This window comes from Paracidovorax anthurii, from assembly GCF_003269065.1.
GTDB lineage: Bacteria > Pseudomonadota > Gammaproteobacteria > Burkholderiales > Burkholderiaceae_C > Paracidovorax > Paracidovorax anthurii.
The window spans coordinates 39,466-60,451 of sequence record NZ_QLTA01000034.1; the positions used below are offsets into that span (position 1 = coordinate 39,466).

The 20,986-nt window shown below is 71.7% G+C and carries 19 protein-coding genes; 12 read left to right on the top strand and 7 right to left on the bottom strand.

Features of this window, described 5'->3' with window-relative positions; all coding sequences use genetic code 11:
- Positions 1-6 precede the first annotated feature (6 nt).
- The gene (locus AX018_RS16025; RefSeq protein ID WP_415842014.1) at positions 7-2,157 is read right to left on the bottom strand and encodes a LamG-like jellyroll fold domain-containing protein; all 2,151 of its coding nucleotides are present in this window, start codon (positions 2,155-2,157) and stop codon (positions 7-9) included.
- Positions 2,158-2,325: 168 nt separating this feature from the next.
- Between AX018_RS16025 and thiL the strand changes: the two genes are divergently transcribed.
- The 7 genes from thiL to AX018_RS24885 all read left to right on the top strand — a co-directional run bounded on the left by thiL (position 2,326) and on the right by AX018_RS24885 (position 10,193).
- Positions 2,326-3,300, top strand: a complete 975-nt coding sequence (gene thiL / locus AX018_RS16030; protein ID WP_111879101.1) for a thiamine-phosphate kinase — start codon at positions 2,326-2,328, stop codon at positions 3,298-3,300.
- A gap of 861 nt (positions 3,301-4,161) precedes the next feature.
- Positions 4,162-5,430, top strand: coding sequence for a pectate lyase (locus AX018_RS16035; protein WP_245951591.1), 1,269 nt, complete (start codon positions 4,162-4,164; stop codon positions 5,428-5,430).
- 182 nt (positions 5,431-5,612) lie between these two features.
- Entirely contained in the window at positions 5,613-7,334 is a 1,722-nt protein-coding gene (locus tag AX018_RS16040; protein WP_111879103.1) for a DUF4139 domain-containing protein, read from the top strand.
- Entirely contained in the window at positions 7,331-7,864 is a 534-nt protein-coding gene (locus AX018_RS16045; RefSeq protein ID WP_111879106.1) for a phosphatidylglycerophosphatase A family protein, read from the top strand. The genes AX018_RS16040 and AX018_RS16045 overlap by 4 nt, the downstream gene beginning before the upstream one ends.
- Before the next feature lie 59 nt (positions 7,865-7,923).
- On the top strand, positions 7,924-8,418 hold the full coding sequence (locus AX018_RS16050; protein WP_415842276.1) for a CinA family protein: 495 nt from the start codon (positions 7,924-7,926) through the stop codon (positions 8,416-8,418).
- Between the two features lie 299 nt (positions 8,419-8,717).
- The gene (locus AX018_RS16055) at positions 8,718-9,797 is read left to right on the top strand and encodes a Coq4 family protein (RefSeq protein ID WP_211322454.1); all 1,080 of its coding nucleotides are present in this window, start codon (positions 8,718-8,720) and stop codon (positions 9,795-9,797) included.
- Between the two features lie 156 nt (positions 9,798-9,953).
- Positions 9,954-10,193 (top strand): hypothetical protein, encoded by a 240-nt coding sequence (locus AX018_RS24885; protein ID WP_146749341.1) that lies wholly within the window; start codon positions 9,954-9,956, stop codon positions 10,191-10,193.
- A gap of 42 nt (positions 10,194-10,235) precedes the next feature.
- On the opposite strand, the gene AX018_RS16060 is transcribed toward AX018_RS24885, so the two are convergent.
- Positions 10,236-11,144, bottom strand: a complete 909-nt coding sequence (locus AX018_RS16060; protein WP_111879147.1) for a LysR family transcriptional regulator — start codon at positions 11,142-11,144, stop codon at positions 10,236-10,238.
- A gap of 137 nt (positions 11,145-11,281) precedes the next feature.
- On the opposite strand from AX018_RS16060, the gene AX018_RS16065 reads away from it, so the two are divergent.
- Genes AX018_RS16065 through AX018_RS16070 form a run of 3 tightly spaced genes read left to right on the top strand, consistent with a single transcriptional unit; the run spans position 11,282 to position 12,658 of the window.
- Positions 11,282-11,647, top strand: a complete 366-nt coding sequence (locus AX018_RS16065) for a DoxX family protein (protein ID WP_111879111.1) — start codon at positions 11,282-11,284, stop codon at positions 11,645-11,647.
- 37 nt (positions 11,648-11,684) lie between these two features.
- Positions 11,685-11,822 carry a hypothetical protein gene (locus tag AX018_RS25295; protein ID WP_170146285.1) on the top strand — a complete coding sequence of 46 codons (138 nt, stop codon included), beginning with the start codon at positions 11,685-11,687 and terminating at the stop codon, positions 11,820-11,822.
- Positions 11,819-12,658, top strand: a complete 840-nt coding sequence (locus AX018_RS16070) for a pirin family protein (protein WP_111879114.1) — start codon at positions 11,819-11,821, stop codon at positions 12,656-12,658. Before AX018_RS25295 ends, AX018_RS16070 begins: the two co-directional genes overlap by 4 nt.
- A 52-nt stretch (positions 12,659-12,710) precedes the next feature.
- On the opposite strand, the gene AX018_RS16075 is transcribed toward AX018_RS16070, so the two are convergent.
- Complete coding sequence (locus tag AX018_RS16075) at positions 12,711-14,192, bottom strand: SulP family inorganic anion transporter (protein WP_111879116.1); 1,482 nt, start codon at positions 14,190-14,192, stop codon at positions 12,711-12,713.
- Positions 14,193-14,295: 103 nt separating this feature from the next.
- A complete protein-coding gene (locus AX018_RS16080) occupies positions 14,296-15,153 on the bottom strand; it encodes a YecA/YgfB family protein (RefSeq protein WP_111879118.1) in 858 nt (285 codons plus the stop codon).
- 215 nt (positions 15,154-15,368) lie between these two features.
- Between AX018_RS16080 and AX018_RS16085 the strand changes: the two genes are divergently transcribed.
- Positions 15,369-16,205: a hypothetical protein gene (locus AX018_RS16085; RefSeq protein ID WP_111879121.1), complete on the top strand. Its 837-nt coding sequence runs from the start codon at positions 15,369-15,371 to the stop codon at positions 16,203-16,205.
- Between the two features lie 211 nt (positions 16,206-16,416).
- Here AX018_RS16085 and AX018_RS16090 read toward each other — a convergent pair whose 3' ends face one another.
- Genes AX018_RS16090 through AX018_RS16100 form a run of 3 tightly spaced genes read right to left on the bottom strand, consistent with a single transcriptional unit; the run spans position 16,417 to position 19,558 of the window.
- Complete coding sequence (locus tag AX018_RS16090; protein ID WP_111879124.1) at positions 16,417-17,718, bottom strand: UDP-N-acetylglucosamine 1-carboxyvinyltransferase; 1,302 nt, start codon at positions 17,716-17,718, stop codon at positions 16,417-16,419.
- Positions 17,719-17,775: 57 nt separating this feature from the next.
- Positions 17,776-18,282, bottom strand: a complete 507-nt coding sequence (locus AX018_RS16095) for a putative toxin-antitoxin system toxin component, PIN family (protein WP_111879127.1) — start codon at positions 18,280-18,282, stop codon at positions 17,776-17,778.
- Positions 18,272-19,558 carry a THUMP domain-containing class I SAM-dependent RNA methyltransferase gene (locus AX018_RS16100; protein ID WP_111879130.1) on the bottom strand — a complete coding sequence of 429 codons (1,287 nt, stop codon included), beginning with the start codon at positions 19,556-19,558 and terminating at the stop codon, positions 18,272-18,274. The genes AX018_RS16095 and AX018_RS16100 overlap by 11 nt, the downstream gene beginning before the upstream one ends.
- A 157-nt stretch (positions 19,559-19,715) precedes the next feature.
- On the opposite strand from AX018_RS16100, the gene AX018_RS16105 reads away from it, so the two are divergent.
- The coding region (locus AX018_RS16105) for a methyl-accepting chemotaxis protein (RefSeq protein ID WP_111879133.1) at positions 19,716-20,986 on the top strand (1,271 nt) is incomplete at its 3' end.

The window sequence follows — 20,986 nt, forward strand, 5'->3', positions numbered from 1 at the left end:
CACCGATCAAGCGGCCTTTCGCGCGGTGAGCCACTGCGCGGACGGCAGCGGCGCGGCGGCGATGCGGATCTCTCCGATCTGGCCGAAGAACCCGTCGGCCCGCGCGCCGTCCCAGGAGCCCGCGCCCACCATCCAGCGCATGGCACTGCCCACGGTGGCGATGCCCGAGGCGTCGCCGCTGTTGCGCAGCACGGGGGCGCCTTCCACGTACATCACCGACTCCTTGGCGACCAGATTGGCCACGATGGCGATGTGGACCCAGCGGTCCGCCAGGATCTCGCCCGACCAGCTCGCCTGCGGCTCGCGCGTGCCCGCGTGGGCCGGCACGATCTCCCACTGGATCTCCCGCAGGCTGGAGACGGCGAACAGCACGGGCGTGGACTCGGGGTCGCCGCCCGAGAAGCCCTCGACCTTGCCCCGGTTGCCCTCGCGCGTGAGGATGTTCATCCAGCGGTGCAGCGCGCTGCTCCAGTCCTTGTCGATCTTGACGAACGCCTCCACGGTGTAGCCCGTGGCGGCGAAGGTCTGCTGGTTGAGCGCCGCCGCCGCGTCGGTGGTGAAGTAGCTCATGCGCGGCGTGTTCTTGTTGGTGTTGAGAAAGCGCACGGAGCCCGGCGCTGCCGAGAGGTGGTGCCGGTCCGAGGACCAGACCAGGTCGCCCAGTTGCGCCTCCTTCACGCCGTCGATGTTCAGCGCGGCCCGGCGGATCGGGTTGGCCCCGGTTTCGTCGGCGATCACCTGCCCGACGGGCACGGGCTGCCCGTCGGCGCCACCGAAGAAGCGCCAGTGCGCGACGGTGCCGGCCACCCGGGGATAGTCGTCGGGGCCGGACGCCGCGCGCTGCACGGGCTGCGCGGGGTCGGTGTAGCCCGCCAGCAGCGCCGCGCGCGCCTGGGTCACGATGGACGTGCGGGTGGCCGCGCCGGCCTTGAACGCGGGGTTGAAACGCGCGAAGCGCCGGGCGAAGTCCATCGGGATGGTGAAGGCTTCGTTGGCGCCCTTCAGTTCCGCGACGTCGAACGGCGTGAGCGTGTCGCGGGGCTTTTGCACCACCCAGGGCGAGAACGAGAACACCTGGATCGTGTTGTGGGTGAGGTCGAACTCGTAGAGCCGCATCTGGCCGTTGCCGCCCTGGTAGGCCATCTGGTAGTCCACCACCATTTCCTCGACGGGGTTGCCGAAGTCGTTGGTCTTGGTCAGGCGGGCGGCCCCGTGGTGGTGGCCGTTGAGCGTCATGAAGATCTGGTCGTTGCTGCGGATGAGCCGCTCCCACAGCATCTGGCCGTAGGCGGTCTCCAGGGGGCTGGTCGCGTCGGAGGCGATGTTGAGCAGCTGGTGGTTCACCAGGATCACGGGCAGGGTGGGGTTGGCCTGGATCACCTTGCGCGCCCAGGCGATGCCATCGTCGGAGATGCGCCAGGACAGCGACAGCACCATGAACTTCTGGCCCTCGGCGGTGAAGACGTGGTATTCGTGGAAGCCGCTCGGGTCGCGCCCGCCGAAGGTGGACTGGCGCTGCGCCCGCGCGGTGCCGAACCACTGCAGGTAGGGCTCGTTCGCCAGGGTGCGCTGCGCGTCGGTGGCGCTCGCCTGCGAGCTGGCATCGACGTAGTCCTGGTCGAGCAGCACGTCGTGGTTGCCCGCCAGGATGGAGTACGGCAGCTTGGCGGTCTCCAGCACGCGCATGGCCTGGTCGGCCACCTTCCACTGGTCGGGCTTGCCCACCTGGTCCACCACGTCGCCCAGGTGGATCAGGAAGGGGATGTTGAGGTCGCGGGCGTTCTCGGCGGCCCAGAAGGTCTGGGCCATGAAGGGCTCGCTGCCGAACTTGCGGCTGAACTGGCTGCTCTCGGCCAGGGTGGCATAGCGGGAATAGAACTGCGTGTCGGGCAGCACGGCCACGGCGAAGCGCGAACCCGCCACGGCGTCCTGGGCCGGCGCGGGAGCGGGCGCCGGGGTGGCGGCGGGGCCGCCATCGCCGCCGCCGCAGGCCGCGAGCAGCGCGGCGGAGCCCGTGGGCAGCAGCGCCGCCAGACCGCCGCGCAGCACGCCGCGGCGCGTGGGCGGGACGGCCCCCGGGTCCGGCGGCGGCATGGCGGCATCCGCCGTGGTGAAAGGCGCGGGGGCCGCGCCGCAATCCGTGTCGGTGGTGCGCATGGGAAGCTCCGGAAAGAAGCAGGAGGCGGAAGGGAACGCCACCCGCTACGGTAGGAAGGCCCCGTGACCGCCGCGTGACCGCCGCGTAACCATCGCGCGAAGGATGCGCGAAGCCGCGATGACCGCGCAGCCGCACGGGCCGGAGCGCCGCGCGTATCCTCCCGCCCCATGGGCGAATTCGAACTGATCCAACGATTCTTCCGGCGCCCGGTGCGCCGCGCCGTGCTGGGCGTGGGCGACGACTGCGCGCTGCTCGCGCCGGCCGCCGGCATGCAACTGGCCATCTCCAGCGACATGCTGGTGGAGGGGCGCCATTTCTTCCCCGACGTGTACCCCGCGCACCTGGGCCACAAGGCGCTGGCGGTGAACCTGTCGGACCTCGCGGCCTGCGGCGCGCGGCCGCTGGCCTTCACGCTGGCGCTGGCGCTGCCCGGCGCCGAGGAGGCATGGCTGCAGAGCTTCTCGCAGGGCCTGCTGGCGCTGGCCGACGAGCACGGCTGCGAGCTGGTGGGCGGCGACACCACGCAGGGGCCGCTCAACATCTGCATCACCGTCTTCGGCGAGGTGCAGGCGGGCCAGGCCCTGCTGCGCGGCGGGGCCCGGGACGGCGACGACCTGTGGGTGAGCGGCCACCTGGGCGACGCCCGCCTCGCGCTCGACGCGCTGCAGGGCCACGTGCCGCTGCCGCCGGCCGTGCTGGCGCGGGCCCGCCACCGGCTGGAATGCCCCACGCCGCGCGTGGCGCTGGGCCTGGCGCTGCGCGGCGTGGCGACCAGCGCCATCGACCTGAGCGACGGGCTGGTGGGCGACCTGGGCCACATCCTGCAGGCCTCGGGCGTGGGCGCGCGCATCGACACGCCGACCGTCGCCGGGCTGATGGACTGCTGCGCGGACGATGCGCCGGGGCATGCCGGCTTCGACCTGGACAACCGGCTGCGCTGCACCCTGGCGGGCGGCGACGACTACGAACTGCTCTTCACCGCCCCGCCCGCGCGGCGCGAGGCCGTGGGAGCCGCCGCGCGCCAGGCCGGCACGCGCGCCACGCGCATCGGCGCCATCGAGGCCGCCCCCGGCCTGCGCCTGCTGGACGCGCGCGGCGAGCCGCTGGCCGCGCAGTACCTCGCCTACGACCACTTCCGCTGACCCGGCCGGGCCCGCGGGCGCCCCGGCGCGCGCGCCCATGGGCCCGCTATCCGGGTTCTTCAAAGGCCTTGGCTCGGCTTTTGTTGTACGACGTCAAATCACTTAACTTTTGCACGGCAATGGCATGAAGCCTTGGGGCATCGCTGTTTCACGAGTGAATTTCTCGTGTGGAAGGGCCTCCGGGTAAATGCGGATCGCCTCCGGAATCTGGATGATCACAATCCATGTTGTACGACATCATCTGACTACGTACAACCCGCAAGCCAGGCCGCCGCACCGTGTGCGGCAGGAACCCGGCAGCGGGCGGCCCCGTTTTTCCCGCCGCCCGCCAGAAACACAACATCCGTTCCCGAGGAGATATTCCAATGAAGAGAAGAGACTTTGCGCTGGCCGCGCTCGCGCCCGTGGCCCCCCTGTGGCTGACCGCCTGCGGAGGGGGTGGCGGCGATGCCGGCACGCCGAGGGGGCAGGCCGTGACCGCGATGCGGCGCGCGGCCCAGTACATGGACGAGGTGGTGTCGTACCAGGGCGGCTACGTGTGGTCGTACTCGCCCGACCTGAAGCAGACCTTCGGCGAGATGGAGGCCTACCGCACCATGTGCTGGATCCAGCCGCCCGGCACGCCCTCGGTGGGCCACGTGTACCTGGACGCCTTCCACGCCACGGGCGACGAGCGCTACTACCAGGCCGCCGAACGCACCGCGCTCGCCGTCGTGGCCGCGCAGCACACCGCCGGCGGCTGGAACTACATCCACGACTTCGCTGCGCCGGTGGTACGACACCATCGGCAGGAACGGCTGGCGGCTGGAGGAGTTCCAGCACTACTACGGCAACGCCACCTTCGACGACGCGGGCACGGCCGTGGCCTCGCAGCTGCTGCTGCGCATGTACCTGGAGCGGCGCGATGCCCGCTTCCTCGCGCCGCTGCGCAAGGCCATCGACTTCGTGGTGAACGCGCAGTTCGGCCCCGAATGGGGCATCGCCAGCGGCGGCTGGCCGCAGCGCTTCCCGCACTTTCCCGGCTCGGTGGGCAGCATGCCCTCGCCCTACCCCGCGCAGGTGCCGGCGGGCGCGCACCAGGGCATGGAGGATGGCGACTACACCCTGCACGTCACCTTCAACGACGACGTGATGGGCGAGAACATCAAGTTCCTCACGATGTGCGTGGTCGCGCTGGGCGAGACGCGCCTCGTGCCGAGCATCCAGAGCGCGATGGAGTGCATGCGCCTCATGCAGCAGACCGGCCCGCAGGCCGGCTGGAGCCTGCAGCACCTGTCGCGGCCGATGGACGGGCGGCCCGCCGGTGCCCCGGCCGGCGCGCGCAGCTACGAGCCGCGCTCGCTCGCCACGCACACCACGCAGACCAACATCCGCCAGCTCTTCAACTACTTCCAGCTCACCGGCGACCGCAAGTACCTGGCGCGCATCCCCGAGGCGATCGCCTGGCTCAAGACCTGCCCGCTGCCGGCCGCCGCCGTCGCGGCCAACTCGCTGCTGGGCGGCGGGCGCACGCACCCCACCTTCGTGGAGCTGGGCACCAACGATCCGCTCTACGTGCACCGCTACGGCTCCAACATCCACAACGGCGGCTACTACGCCGACAAGGACTACACCAACACCCTCAGCCACTACTCGGCGGGCCGCGCCATCGACATCGCGGGGCTCGAATCGACCCATGCGCGCCTGGCCGCCATGAGCGACCGGGACGTGGCCGACATGGTTGCGCGCTCGCCGCTGCGCGGGGGCGCCACACGCGCCCTGCCGACCTATTTCTCGATCCGCGAGGTGGACTTTCCCGACCTCTTCGTCGGCGCGACCATGGCCACGCCCACGGTGCCCGAGAGCGAGGCCCAGGGCCTGGTGCAGGACCTGGGCCAGAAGAGCTACTGGACCTCGCCCGTGCCCGAGATCGTCAACGCCTACCAGGGCGACGGCCCCGCCGCGGCCTACACGGGCACGGCCTACCGCAGCAAGCACGTGGGCGATCCCTACGACACCTCGCCCTACCCGGCCGACAACCCGCCCGACGTCGCACCGTACGTGAAGAAGGACAAGCCCCAGTTCATCGTCACCTCGGAGTGGATTCGCCGCATGGGCCGGCTGATCGCCTACATCGCGCCCGTCCGGTAAGGCGGTGGCGAGCGGTGCGCAGCATCCGATTGCTATAGAAGATATAGCAAACTTCATAGAAAAGACGGCGACATGGCCGGGTTTCGGGCCTGAAAACCCGGCCCCCGCCCGCTCCACGCCTCCCGCGCGGCGGCGCTGCTAGGATGGCCCTCCCCTCTCCCCCCGGAGAGAAGGAGCCGCCGATGAACCTCGCACGCCCGCCGGGCCTGCCGCCCCACGCCCCCCTTGCCGCCAGGAACGCTCCGCGCCCCGGCGGGGCCCTTGCGGCCCTGGCCGCCTGCGCGGCGCTCGCCCTGCCGCACGGCACGGCCGGCGCGCAGGAGCCGCCCCCCGTCGCCTCGCGCATCACGCAGGTGACCGTCGCGCCGGGCATCGCCACCGTGGAGCGCACCGCGCGCATCGCGGCGGGCGCGCGCGGCGCCACCTTCACCTGCCTGCCGGCCAGCCTGGACGCCGACAGCCTGCAGATCAGCGCCGACGCCGGCGTGCGCGTGGGCGAGTTCAAGGTCGCCACCGAGGACCGCGACGTGGCCGCCGGCTGCGCCCATCCGCTCGACGAACGCATCCGCGCGCTGGAGGACCAGATCGCCGGCGTGCAGGCCGAGATCGCCGCGCTGCAGCGCGCGGACCGCTACCTGCAGGGCGTGGCCGGCGGCCCGGCCCGCGACGGCCAGGGCACCGCGCCGCCCGCCACGACCGCCCCGGCCGCGGCGCAGATCCCGGCCACGGCCGAGGCGCTGCGCAAGACCACCGCCGACACCCTCGCGCGCCTCACGCCGCTGCAGCGCCGCCAGGAAGCCCTGGAGCGCGACCTGAAGCCGCTGCGCGCCGAGCGCGACCGCGCCTCGGGCGGGCCGCGCGCACGGGCCGTCTCGGTGGCCGTGAACCTGGCCACCGACCGCGACGCCGATCTGCGCCTCACCTACCAGGTGCGCGGCCCCGGCTGGCAGCCCGGCTACCGCGCGCGGCTGGACACGGCCACCGGCGCGGTGGTGCTGGAGCGCCTGGCCGTGGTCGCCCAGCGCAGCGGCGAGGACTGGAGCAACGTGCGGCTGGCGCTGACCACCCAGGCCGCCGCGCGCGCCGCGCAGGGCCCCCGGCCCGGCCCGTGGACGCTGGACGTGGCCCGGCCGGCGCCGCCAGAAGCGCAGAGCCTGCGCAGGTCGGTGGCGCCCGCCGCGCTGGCGGCCCCCGCGCCGGCCCCCGAGGCCGCGGTGGCGCAAGAGCCCCTGCCCCACTTCGACATCACCGCCTTCGCCGGCGGCTACGCCACGCGCTTCGAGGTGCCGCAGCGCCTCACCGTGCCCGCGAACGGCCAGCGCACCACCCTGCTGCTGGGCACGGTGGACGCACCGGCCCGCCTCGTCACCCGCGCCGTGCCCGCCGCGCAGGAAACCGCCTACCTCGTGGCCGAGATCGCGCCGCCGGCCGGCCCCTGGCCCGCCGGGCCCGTGGGCCTGTACCGCGACGGCGCCTTCGTGGGCAACGGCCGGCTCGACTTCTCCGCCGGCGGCGACAACGGGCCCTCGGACGGCAAGGCCCGGCTGTGGTTCGGCCCCGACGACCTCGTGACCGTGCGGGCCGAGCCCCCGCAGGAAGTCACCGGCACCGCCGGCCTCACGGGCGCGCGCGTGGAGCGCCGCACCCTGCTGGCCTACCGCGTGGAGAACCGCCACACCGCGCCCATCACGCTGCAGGTGCTCGACACCGCCCCCGTCTCGCGCAACGAGAAGGTCGAGGTCGAATCGCGCTACACGCCCCCGCCCCTCTCCACGGCCTGGGAAGGCACCGCCGGCACGGTCGCGTGGCAGCAGACGCTGGCGCCGGGCGCGGCCGCGCGCTTCTCGGCCGAGCACACCGTGCGCCACGCCAAGGACATCGAACTGAAGGAATCCCGGCCATGAACACCACCACGCCCTCCGCCACCGGGCCGCGCCGGGCGGGCGCCACCGCCGCCTTCCTGCGGGCCCACCCCGCGCACTGGATCGCCCTGGGCTTCGGCGCGGGCCTCTCGCCGCGCGCGCCCGGCACCGTGGGCACGGCCTGGGCCTGGCTCGCCTACCTGCTGCTGCAGCAATGGCTGTCGCCGCTGCAGATCGGCCTGCTGATCCTGGCCGGCACGCTCGTGGGCTGGTGGGCCTGCACCACCACCGCGCGCCACCTGGGCGTGGCCGACCCCGGCTGCATCGTGTGGGACGAGATCGTCGCCTTCTGGTGCGTGCTCTGGCTCGCCATGCCCATGGGCTTCTGGGGCCAGTGCGCGGCCTTCGCGCTGTTCCGCGGCTTCGACGCCGCCAAGCCCGGCCCCGTCGCCTGGGCCGACGGGCGCTTCAAGGGCCTGGGCTGGCGCGGCGGCTGGGGCATCCTGTTCGACGACTTCGTGGCCGCGTTCTGCACGCTGTTCGTGATCGCGCTCTGGAGGGCGCTGTGGTGAGCGCCCCCCGCCCGCCGGCCGGCGTGGCGGCCGGATTGCTCCTAAAAGAAGAGCAAACTATCGAGCAAATACGGCGACATGAAGCCGATCTGGCCCATATCGCACGCACCCTGGCCGCCCGGAGCTGGATGCTGGCTACCGCCGAGAGCTGCACCGGCGGCCTGATCGCCGGCGCCTGCACCGACCTCGCCGGGTCGAGCCAGTGGTTCGAGCGCGGCTTCGTCACCTACTCCAACGCCGCCAAGACCGAGCTGCTGGGCGTGCCCGCCGCGCTCATCGAGGCCCACGGCGCCGTGAGCGAGCCCGTGGCCCGCGCCATGGCCGAGGGCGCGGTGCGCCACTCCCGCGCCCAGGTGGCGCTGGCCGTGACCGGCGTGGCCGGGCCCTCCGGCGGCAGCGCCGACAAACCCGTGGGGACGGTGTGGTTCGGGTGGTGCGTGGAGGGGGTGACGTACAGCGAGGTGGTGCGCTTCCCAGGCGATCGCGCGGCCGTGCGGGCGGCGACGGTACGGCATGCGTTGAAGAGACTTGCAGAGTGGTGGACCCGGGGATGATCGAGCCAGACAATATGGCGGTATCGATTCCTGAGTGCCGCACCGCTGGTCGATATTCCAGTGGGGGATAGCGAAGCCTCTTGTCATCGAGGGCGGCTATCGACTCCTGAAAGACTTGTGGGCGGCCCCGTCGAGCGTTTGCCGCGCCGGCTGTTCTTCAAATCCGCGGGGTACCGAGGGCATTCCGATCGCAGCGCCCCTCGCAAGCGCTCCACGGGTAGGAATTGGTGCAATAGGATCTTTGCGTTTTCGCGGTTTTCCGGCTGTCACGGGCTGTTCAGATCGCACCAATCCATCTAATGCAAAGCATAGAGAGGCGGTATCCGCAAACGTTACAAAGGACCGCAGTCAACACAGCCATCCTCACCCCAGCCGCGATCGACAAGGTTTTCTGGAAAATTCGCATCGGTAACCAACCGGCCGCAGTTCCAGCGGCTAATCAAACACCTCCGGCAGCCAAGGCTATTACGCCTTTTTTCTTTGCCTACCATCAAGAAGCGCAAAGGGAAACATGCGCCCAGCATGCGACTGACGGTTGCCAGCTATGTGTTCCCTTTTTTGCCGTGGCGCGCGGCGAAACCTGGTTGGGAAGAAGAGTCATGGCTGACATCGTTTCTTATCATTTTTTTCATGCTGATCGTCCACGCCCGAAACTGCGCCCGTTGCGCGCATTGGGGCACTTCCGCAAACTCATGGCCGATAAGGAAGACACGGCCCAGTATTTCCACATGTCCGAATGTCTTATGACACAACGCACGGTGACGCTGGTAGAGCGGTTTTGCGAGAGTGAGCGCGGTCGCACCCTGATGGCGAAGGAACCCGATCTCCCCCATCTGCTGGATGACCACCGTACCCTGGAGGCTATGCCTTCCGACAGTGTCGCGCACGCCTATTTATCCTTCATGCGCAACGAAAACCTGTCCGCCGCGGGTTTGGTGGCCGAGTCGGAAAAGTCGGGAATCCCTAGTTATGCAGACCAGATGCAGTGGCTTCATGACAGGCTTCGAGACACCCATGATCTGGTTCACGTTCTGACCGGCTATGGCCGAGATGCATTGGGCGAAGCATGCGTTCTGGGCTTTTCAGCCGGTCAATTTCCCTGGGGAGAGGCTGACCACATTTTTCCTTGGGGCGCAGCCTTGGAAATCGGTCGGCAGAGCAAAATAACCGCATCTGCCTGGGCGTCGGTCTCAGAAGCGAAGCGCCACGGGAAGACTGCACTGCCTATCTATGCCGAGGATGTGATGGCAATGATGGCCGAGCCTCTGGAAGCGGCAAGAAAGCGTCTTGGAATCGGCGGGCCCACGAAGTACTTGCTTGCACATCAACAGCTACGCGAGCGTGGCATCGACCCTTTCAAGGTTCTGAAAATGGCCTGAGAAGGTGCCACGGAGTCAGTGAACGGGCCAAAGCAGCTCACGAGTTGCATGACACTGGTAAACGAGCCACGGCTGATCGCCTCGCCAGTAATCAACGCGAAGAAGCGTTCGGGTGGCCAACATTAGGCGTTGGAGGTGCACGGATGCCGCGCCAGGGTGCCCAGCGACTGCCAGTCGAAAGTGGAGGCCGGCAAGCTGGTGGATGCGGTGAGCCAGTTCTGGCTCCACCACGACCTGAGTCTGGCGCCCGCCGCGCCACCCCGGTCCGGGGGGCCACCCCTGCGGCGCCCCGCCTGTCCTTGGGCTCCCTCCGGGCGCGCATCGCCGCCCCGGCCCGCCAAGGCCTCCCTGGCGGTGGCCGGCGGGGCCGGCCAGGACGACTGGGCCAGCTTCTGATACCCCCGGGCCCGGCCAGTCCGGCGGGCCGGCCGGGCTCCGTCACCACGGCCCGGCTTCCAGCCTCTCCAGTTTCTGCGACACCAGCGCCACGAAGGCCGTCACCGCCGCGGGGCGGTGCCGGCGGCTCGGGAACAGCGCGTTGAGCCCCTGGCCCATGCGCCGGTATTGCGGGAGCACCGGCACGAGCACGCCGGACCGCAGTCCGGCCCGGGCCAGGGCGGAGGGCAGCAGCGCGATGCCCAGGCCGGTCTCCGTGGCCTTGCGCCGGGCCTGGGCGGCGTTGCCCGTGAAGCGGCCGGCCACCGACACGTCCTCCTCCACCCCGTCGGGGCCGGTCAGGCGCCACGTGGCACGGCCGCCGGGGTGCGCCACGGTCACGCAGTCGTGCCGCGCCAGATCCTGCAGCGTGGCGGGCGCGCCGCGCGCAGCGATGTAGCCGGGGCTGGCGACCAGCCCCCCGCTGGCGGCGCCGAGGATCTGGCGGCCGACATAGCCCGAATCGGACAGCGCGCCGCCGCGGAACGCAACGTCGATCTGCTCGGTGATCAGGTCGGCCTGGACATCGCTGAGCACGAAATCGAGCCGCACCCGCGGGTGCGCGGCCAGGAACTCGGCCACCCACTCCATCGGGAAGAAATCGAAGAAATCCGCAGTGGCCGCCACGCGCACCAGGCCGCTCGGCTCCTGGCCGCTCGCCATCAGCGCCTGCCCGGCCCCGAGCAGCCCATCGACCGGGCCCGCGCAGCGCTCGTGGAAGGCCTGGCCGGCGCTGGTGAGGGTGAGCCGCCGCGTGGACCGCTGCATCAGGCGCGTGCCCAGCCGGGCTTCGAGCTGCTGGATGCGCCGGCTGACGGTGTTGGGCGGCAGCCCCAGCCGCCGCGCCGCCTCGGCAAAGCTGCCGCAGCGCACCACCTGCACGAACATGGCGACGTCGTTCAGATCCAGCACCGGATCGATTCCTTTCATTGGCGGATGAGTGCAATCCAATTGCGACGCCTAGTCTAGCAATCGAGGGCCTCCTAAGCTGGCGTGCACCGGGACTTCTCCCGTTCTTCCACCCAACGCCGCAAAGGACCCCGCTTTCCATGGCCCCCACCCTCTCCACGCCACCCACCCAGCGCCGCGTCGTCTGGGGGGTGCGCATCCTTCTGGCCCTGGCCTTCGGCGCCGCCGGCATCGCCAAGCTCGCCGGCGTGCCGCAGATGGTCCAGGTGTTCGACGCCATCGGCTTCGGCACATGGTTCCGCTACCTGACAGGCGCCGTCGAGATCGCCGGCGCCGCGCTGCTGCTCGTGCCCGCGACCGGCTTCCTCGGCGGCCTGCTGCTGACCGCCACCATGGTCTGCGCGACGGCGACCCACCTCGTCCTGATCGGCGGCAACCCCGCGCCCGCCATGGTCCTGGGCGTGCTCTCGGCCTTCGTCGCCTGGCGGCAGCGGCCGGCGCGCTGATGCCGCGCCCCTCCACATCCATTCCCAGGAGCACTCCATGCCCTCTGAACTCCCCCGCCTCGGCACCGTGATCGGATCGGCGCGCGAGGGCCGCTGCGGCGAACCCGCGTCGCCGGCCTGGGCCCCGCCAAAGCACGGGGCCGCGCAGCGCCGGGCCGCGAGGCAGGCCGCATGACCGCGGACGTCGCCGCCCGGGCACGGGCCATCGTTTTGCGCACCCGCGGCCACACCCACGGGCCGATCACGCGCCTGGCGAGTCCGGGCGATCTGGGCAGGCTCCTGAAACCCTTCGTGTTTCTCGATCTCTTCGGCTTCACGCCCGCCACCGGGCCCGGGGGCTTCGGAATGCATCCGCACTCGGGCATCGCAACGCTGACCTTCATGATCCAGGGCGAGGCATGGTACGAAGACACCACCGGCAAGAGCGGCGTGCTGCCCACGGGCGGCGTCGAATGGATGCAGGCCGGCGGCGGCGCGTGGCATGCGGGCGCGCCGCTCGGCAGCGGGCCGGTGCAGGGCGTCCAGCTCTGGGTGGCGCTGCCCCCGCCGCACGAGGATGGCCCCGCGGAAAGCCTCTACCTCCCGCCCGGGCACGTGCCGCGGGAAGGGCCGGCGCGCGTGCTGCTCGGGCGCCATGGCGCGGCGCACAGCCCCATCGCGGCACCGGGGTCGATGAACTATCTGGCGGTCTCGCTGAAAGACGGCGAACGCTGGCGCTATGCACCGCCCGCCGGCCACGCCGTCGCCTGGGTGGCCGTCTGCTCGGGCCGGCTCGACGCGGGCGGGCCGGTGGGTGCCGGAGAGCTCGCCGTCTTCGAAGAATCCGGCGAAGCCATCGACTTCGTCGCCCAGGGTGATACCGGCTTCATGCTGGGCTCGGCGGCGAAGCACCCGCACCCGCTGGTGACGGGCCCGTACTCGGTGCACACGAGCCGGGAAGCGCTGGCCCGGGGCGAGGCCGAGATCCGGCGCATCGGCATGCGCCTGCAGCGCGAGGGGCGCCTGGCATAGCGCGACGAGGGGGGGACGCCATCGGTGGAAGAAGGCGTCCGGGGCCGCCGCGTCAGCCGCCCCCCTGCCGCTCCACCAGCCCCGCGCTCGCCTCGTTCATCCCCACCACCTCCACGCCGCACCCGTGGTGTCGCAGCCGCGCCACCACCTTCTCCAGCGCGGCCACGGCCGTCACGTCCCAGAAGTGGGCGCGCGAGACATCGATGCGCACCGGCCGACCCTCGGCGGCCAGGATGTCGAAGGCATCGATGAACGCATCGGCCGAGGCGAAGAACACCTGGCCCGACACGCGCCACGTGCGCCGGCCCGTGGCGGCGTCGTCCTCGGCGCGCACGTCGAGCAGGCGCGCCACCTTGAAGGCGAAGAACACGCCGCTCAGCGCCACGCCCACGGCCACGCCGGCCGCGAGGTTGTGGGTGGCGAGCGTCACGGCCACGGTGGCCAGCATCACGGCGCTGGAGGTGCGCGGATGCCGCGCCAGGGTGCCCAGCGACTGCCAGTCGAAGGTGGACGCCGACACCATCACCATGATGGCCACGAGCGCGATCACCGGCACCCGCGACACCCAGTCCTTCAGCGCCACCATCAGGACCAGCAGGAACACGCCCGCGAACAGCGTGGACAGGCGCCCGCGCCCGCCGTATTTCACGTTGCCCACGGCCTGCCCGATCATCCCGCAGCCCGCGATGCCGCCGAACAGGCTGGCCGCGATGTTGGCCAGGCCCAGGCCCGCGCATTCGCGGTTCTTGTCGCTGGGCGTGTCGGTCATTTCGTCCACCACGGCGGCCGTGAGCACCGATTCGAGCAGGCCCACGAGCGCGATGGCCAGCGCCGGCAGCGCGATGGCGCGCAGCGTCTCCAGCGTGAACGGCACGCCGGGCAGCGCGAAGGCGGGCAGCGCATCGGGCAGCGTGCCCAGGTCGGCCACGGTGGGCAGCAGTAGCCCCATGCCGGAGGCCAGCGCCGTGAGCGCCACCACGCACACCAGCGGCGACGGGATCGCCGTGAGCGCGCGCCAGCCCAGCCAGGCGCCCAGGCGCGGCAGGCCGTAGATGATGGCCAGCCCCAGCGCCAGCATCGCCCAGGTCATGGCACTGGCACCGCGCAGGTGCGGCCACTGCGCCGAGAAGATCAGCACCGCCAGCGCGTTCACGAAGCCCGTGCGCACCGAGCTGGAAACGAAGCGCACCAGCACGCCCATGCGCAGCAGCCCGAACGCCACCTGCACCACGCCGGCCAGGAGCCCCGCCGCGAACAGATAGCCGATGCCGTGCGACTGCACGAGCGGCGCGGCCACCAGCGCCACCGAGCCGGCCGCCGCCGACACCATGGCGGGCCGCCCGCCCGCGAAGGCGATCACGAGGCTGATGACGAACGAGGCGAACAGGCCCACGGACGGATCGACGCCCGCGACGAACGAGAACGCGATCACCTCCGGGATCAGCGCGAAGGTGGCGACCGCGCCGGCGAGCAGCTCGCGCGGAATGCTGGGCGCCCATTCGGCGCGCAGGCGGGAGAGAACGGTGGAGCGCATGGGAAGGGGTCCGGGGAGCAGGAGGCGCAAAAGACGACGCGCGCCGGGGGCGCGCGTCGAGGGGTGCGGAGCGAGGCGGGGGAAAAGGAAGGACGGCGGCCGCTCAGGCCGTGGCACCACAGCACTTCTTGTACTTTTTGCCGCTGCCGCAGCTGCACACGTCGTTGCGGCCGGGGGTGTCCGCGCGGCGCACGGATTCGACGCGCGGGCCCAGGCTCTTCCAGAGCTGGCGCAGGTCATAGACCGCCCACACGGCCTCGCCGAACACCTCCAGCCGGTCCTCGCTCACGCTGGGCGGGCCGTCCTCGGCGTACATGTTGACGGTGGGGCGGCCGGTGTCGTCCTCGGTCAGCGCGACGATGTGGTCGAGCGCGCCGTCGAGCCACTGCGCGGCCTCCTTGTCGCGCGGCGCGGCCCATTCCTCGGGCCAGTTCTCCACCGCGAACATGAAGCCCAGGGCCCAGACCTGGCCGAACGAGGGCACGTCCTGGCCGGCCATCTCGGCGCGCTCGGCCTCGGGCAGGCAGGCGATGGCGCCGCGCATGTCCATCACCTCGGGCTGGAAGGCCTGCTCTGCGTCGAGCGACTCCACCGGCGCATCGAGCTGGCTCGACACCTCGTCCCAGCGGCGCATCCACAGCTCCACGAAGCGCGCCTGCTGCGCGTCGTCCTGGAAGGCGGGCAGGCGCGGCAAGGCGCTGCCCTCGGCCACCAGCTCCATCGGGCCGCCGTCGTCCAGCAGCATGGGCAGGTATTCGGCCGGCGGGATGGGGCGGCGCGTGCACGCGAGGGCGGTGAGGAAGCCGTCGCAGAACTCCCACTGCGGGATTTCCTCGGCGCGCGAGCGCAGGTCGTCGAGCAGCGTGTCCAGCTCGTCGAGATCGTCGTTGCTGAGCGCGGGGGCGGCGCCGGCCGGGGCCAGGGCGTCGTCGGCGGGCGTGGGGGCGTGGGAATCGGTCATGTGGGGCTCCTGCGCAGGGCGCGCGGGCGGGGTCGAAAAGATGTCGGGGCCATGGCGGCACCCGGTGCCGCAGGGGGGCGGATCGGCGGCGGGAGGCCGCCCGGGCAGGCAGGCACCCTCTATGATGCCGCCGCGGCGGGCTGGGCCCGCATCCGCGCTCCCGAGGCGGCGAGTGTAGCCGCGCGCCCGATTTCCCGCCTTTTTCCGCCCCCGCCATGTCCGCCATGCCCCCCGCTCCCGACGCCCTGCCCGCGCCCGCCCCCCGGCCCGACTGGGACGGCTTTCTGCGCGAACGGCTGGCCGCGCCGGCGCCCAGCGTGCAGCGCCACGAGGTGCAGGGCGTGCAGGTCTGGCTCAAGCGCGCCGCGCCGGCGCGCGGGCCCGGCCGCCACCGCGCCCAGGCCCTGCTCGCCCGCCTGCTGCGCCTGCCCGTGCTGCGCCCCGTGCCCGTGCCGGGTGGCGCCGAGGCCATCGCCACCGAGGTGCGGCGCCTGCGCGGCTTCGCCGCCCTGGGCCTGCGCGTGCCCGAGGTGCTGGCCGCGCAGGCGGACGGCTTCCTCATGCGCGACCTGGGCCGCCCCGGCGAGGAGACCCATTCGCTGGGCAACGAGATCGACCACGCCGTGCCGCACGGGCCCGGCGCCGTGCTGGCGCTCTGGCGCCAGGGCCTCGCGGCGATCGATGCCGTGCACGCGCACGGCGCCTGCCTGAGCCAGGCCTTCGCGCGCAACCTCGTGCGCTGCCCCGACGGCGTGGTGGGCTACCTGGACTTCGAGGACGACCCCGCCGCCGCCCTGCCCCTGCCCGTATGCCAGGCGCGCGACCTGCTCTGCTACGCCCAGTCCACCGCGCTCTACCTGCGCGAGGCCGGTGCGCTGGACACGGCCCGCGCCGAACTGGTCACCGGGCTCACCACGCGCGATGCGGCGCTGCGCGCCGTGATGGAGCAGACCGTGCGCCGCCTCACCTGGCTGCGCCGCCTGCCCCAGGACCGCCGCTGGGGCCGCGACCTGCAGCGCGTGCGCGCCGCCTACGACCTGCTAGCGCCGTAGCGCCGCGTTACTTGGCGTCAACCGTCAGGATTCACCGCGCCACAAGCAGACTACGGCCTGCGCCCCCACACGGCCTCACCCATCAGAAGGCCGCGGAGCAGGCCACGCCAGCAGACGCCGTGGAGCGGGCTCCGCCCGGCCACCGGCGTCGCCCCCCTTCCCGCGAAGCGAGAGAAGGGGGGAGCGGCAAAGCCGCTCGGGGGGTTGTTCTCTACTCTTCACTCGCCCACTCCACCCGCACCCCCAGGCTGCGCAGGTTCTCGACGAAGCGCGGGTGCGCGCGGCGGATCGGCGCGGCGTGGCGGATCTCCGAGCGGCCGGGGATGCTGGCCGCCACCATGAAGAGCGCGATCGCCACGCGGATGATGTAGGGGCTCTCGACCACGGCGGGCACGAGCGCCTGCCCGCCGAAGGTCACGATGCGGTGCGGATCGGACGAGAACACGTGCGCGCCGAACTTCGACAGCTCGCCCGTCCAGCCCAGCGCGCCGTCGTAGACCTTGTTCCAGAACATCGCGTTGCCCTCGGCGCGCACGCCCAGGGCGATGAAGATCGGCAGCAGGTCCACGGGAAAGTAGGGCCAGGGCGCGGCCTCCACCTTCGTGAGCGTGTTGCCCGTGAAGGGCTGCTGCACCTTCAAGGGGCCCGCGCGGCGCACGCGCGACCAGCCGTCCTCGTGCGCGATCTCCACGCCGAACTTCGCGAACGTCCGGTCGATGAGCGGAAAGTTCTCCGGCGCGCTGTTGCGCACCACCACGTCGCCGCCGGTGATGGCGCCCAGCGCGAGGAAGGTGGTGATCTCGTGGAAGTCCTCGTCGAAGCGGAACTCGCCGCCGCCCAGCGGCATGCCGCCCTCCACCGTGAGCCGCGAGGTGCCGATGCCCTTGATGCGCGCGCCCAGCATCCGCATGAAGCGGCAGAACTCCTGCACGTGCGGCTCCGAGGCCGCGTTGGTGAGCGTGGAGGTGCCCGGCGCGCCCGCGGCGCAGAGCACGAAGTTCTCGGTGGTGGTGACCGAGGCGTAGTCCAGCCAGTGGTCGGTGGGCGCGAGCGCGCCGGCGCGGCGCACCAGCAGCGAGCCCTCGGCGCGCTCCACCTCGGCGCCGAAGCGGCGGAACACGTCCACGTGCGGATCGATCTCGCGCACGCCCAGCGTGCAGCCCTTCACGTTGTCCTCCAGCCGCGCGACGCCGAAGCGCGCGAGCAGCGGCGGCACCAGCATGATCGAGGAGCGCATCTCCTCGGGCAGGCGGTGCGCGGCCGCGTCGAACACGGTGGCCTCGTGGTGCAGCTCCAGCGTGCCGGTGGCGTGGTCCATGCGCACGCTGCTGCCCAGCGCACGGAAGATGTCGAGGATCTTGCGCACGTCGGTGATGTCGGGCACGCCCAGCAGCCGCAGGGGCTCGCGCGTGAGCAGCGTGGCGCAGAGCACGGGCAGCACCGCGTTCTTGTTGGCCGAGGGCGTGATGCGGCCGCGAAGCGGCGTGCCGCCGTGCACGATGAGATTGGACATGGGGGAAAAGAAAGCGGAAAAAGATCGGGAAAGAGGGAAAGGGCCGCCGGGCGCGGCTCAGGCGATGGCGGGCGCGCCGGCCTCCGCCGCAGGCTCGGACTCGGACTCCCAGGCGATGGCCGTGGCCACGTGCGCATCCAGGGCCGCGAGGCGCTTGCGCATGCAGATCACGGCCTTGTCCTTGGACAGCAGGATGGCGCGGTGCGCCGCCGCGAGGTCGATGAATTTCTGGTCGTCGGCGTCCTTGCACACATAGGCCACGCGCGGCGCCACGTCCACGAGGCGCACCCGGGCATCGAAGGCGCGCAGCACGGCCGCCGCGTCCAGCCCGTGGTAGGCCATGCGCGGCAGCAGGTGCGCGTAGTCCAGCACGCGCTCCAGCTCGTCGCGCATGACGGGCGTGGCGATCCAGGCCAGCCGCCCGGCGTCGAGCAGCACGCGCAGAGGGCCCGTGGCCGGATCGGCGAACACCAGCAGGTCGAGCGCGACGTTGGTGTCCACCACCACGGGGCGCACGGCCTCGCCCGCGCCGGGGCGCTCGGGCAGGCGCAGCTCAATCCGCATCGGCGCCCTCCCGCGCGGCCGGGCGGGCCTGCAGCGCGCCGCGCACCATGTCGAAGCGGAACAGCCGGCATTCGATGGGACCGTTCCACATCGGCACGCGGCGCGATTCCTTCAGGCGCATGCGGCCGGGCAGCTTGAGGTCGGGCGTGAGCATCCAGGCCTGCCAGCCCGCGTAGTGCTTTTTCCAGTGGGTGGCGAGGCGGCTGAAGAACTCGCCGCCCTCCTCGTCCAGGTGCGCGGCCTCGCGGCCCACGGCGGCGCCGCGCGCGCGGTCGGCGGCCCGGTCCGCCGCGTTGCGGCCCGCGCTGCCGGCGGCGGCGATGCGCTCGCCGTAGGGCGGGTTGAGCAGCATCACGCCGGGCTGCTCGCAGGGCGGCAGGCGCTGCAGCGCGTCGCCGCCGCGCAGCTGCACGGCCCGGGCCACGCCCGCGCGCTCGGCGTTGCGCTGCGCGAAGTCCACCATGCGGTGCGACACGTCGGAGCCGAAGAGGCCCACGGCGCTCTCGCGGATGCCGGCCTCGGCCTCGGCCTTGAGCGCCGACCACACGTGCGGCTGGTGGGGCAGCAGCTTCTCGAAAGCAAAGCGCCGCGCGAGGCCCGGTGGGATGCGGCAGGCCATCTGCGCGGCCTCGATGAGCACCGTTCCGCTGCCGCAGCAGGGGTCGTACAGCGGCAGGGGCGCGTCGCCCAGCGGGTCCCAGCCGGTGGCGGCGATCATCGCGGCCGCGAGCGTCTCCTTGAGCGGCGCGTCGCCCTTGTCCTCGCGCCAGCCGCGCTTGAAGAGCGGCTCGCCCGAGGTGTCGATGTAGACGGTGGCCACGTCGGTGGTCAGGTGCAGGTGGATGCGCACGTCGGGGTGCTGCGTGTCCACGTCGGGCCGCACGCCGCCGGCCCGGGCGCGGAAGCGGTCGGCCACGGCGTCCTTCACGCGCAGCGCGGCGAAGTTGAGGCTGTTGAGCGGGCTGTGCTGGGCCGTGACGTCGATGCGGAAGCTCTGGCGCGGCGTGAACCAGATCTCCCAGGCCACCTCGCCCGCGAGGGCGTAGAGGTCGTTCTCGGAACGGTAAGGCCGCTCGGCCAGCTGCACCAGCACGCGCTGCGCGAGGCGGCTGTGCAGGTTCAGGCGCAGCGCCTCGCGCCATGACGCGCGCGCCAGCACGCCGCCGCGCCCCGTGAGCAGATCGTGCCCGGTCAGCCCCGTGAGGCCGTGCACCTCGTCGGCCAGGAAACCCTCGACGCCGGCGGCACAGGGCAGGAAAAGTTGCAGTGAATTCATAAGGCAGGGCGCGAGGATACGGAGACGCGCCTCCGGGGGGGCGCCGTGGGGGGACATTTTCCGCCCTGTGGCACCTGTTTCGCACTCTGTTGATAAAGTTCAACAATTGTCGATAACAAGGCGATCATGCCAAATAGATATCCAGGGAGTCCCACCGATGTTCCAAAGCCTGCGAGCCCGCCTCATCGGGATCTGCATCGCCATTACCACGCTGTCGCTCATCGCACTGGCTCTGGCGACGTTCTTCGTGGTGCGCGGCAACACGCTGTCGGGGCTGGATGAGCGCATCGGCCAGATCACGCGCGTCTACGCGGGCGAGCTGGCGGAATGGGTGAAGGAGAAGCAGCGCATCACCACCTCCCTCAAGACGGCCGTCGGACAGGCCGAGCCCGTGCCCTTCCTGCTGGCCGCCAAGCAGGCCGGGGCCTTCGACGACGCCTACTTCGTCCAGGCCGACAAGCGCAACGTATTCGCCCACCCCATGCCGGAAGGCTATGACGGCACGGCGCGCCCCTGGTACAAGCAGGCGGTGCAGGCCGGAGGGCCGGCGCTCACGCCCGCCTACGTGGACGCCAGCACGGGCAAGCTCACGATCAGCTTCGTCGAGCCCGTGGGGCCGGCGGGCCAGCCGATCGCCGTCGTGGGCACGGACATGCACCTGGACACCGTGACGAACAAGGTCAACAGCATCCACCCCATGGGCAAGAGCTTCGCCTTCCTGCTCGACGGCCAGTCGAACCTCCTGGCCCACCCCAGGGCCGATCTGGCCCTCAAGCCCGTCACCGCCATCGCGGCCACGCTGGACGGCGCGCTGCTCACCCGGCTGGCGAACGAGGGCGGCCGCGCCGACGTGTCCATCGACGGCACCGCGCAGATGCTCTACGCCGCCAAGGTCGAGGGCACGCCGTGGGTCCTGGCCGTCGCCATCGACCGCGCCGAGGCCACCCAGCCCGTGCGCGACCTCCTGCAGGTCGCCATCGCCATCACCGTGCTCTGCGTCATCGCCGCCGTCGGCCTCGTCACCTTCGCCGTCAGCCGCCAGCTGCGCCGCCTCTCCGTCGTGCGCGACGCCCTGGAGGACATCGCCTCCGGCGAGGGCGACCTCACCCGCCGCCTCGCCACCCATGGCAGCGACGAGCTCACCCAGATCGCCCGCGCCTTCAACCACTTCGTCGACAAGATCGCCGCCGTCCTCGTGCGCATCCGCGAATCCTCCGAGTCCGTGCGCCTGGCCAGCAGCGAGATCGCCTCCGGCAACCAGGACCTCTCCGGCCGCACCGAGCAGCAGGCCAGCTCCCTGGAGCAGACCGCCGCCGCCATGGAGCAGCTCACCGCCACCGTCCAGCAGAACGCCGAGAACGCCCGCCAGGCCAACCACCTCACCGCCAACGCCTCCCAGATCGCCGCCCACGGCGGCACCGTCATGGG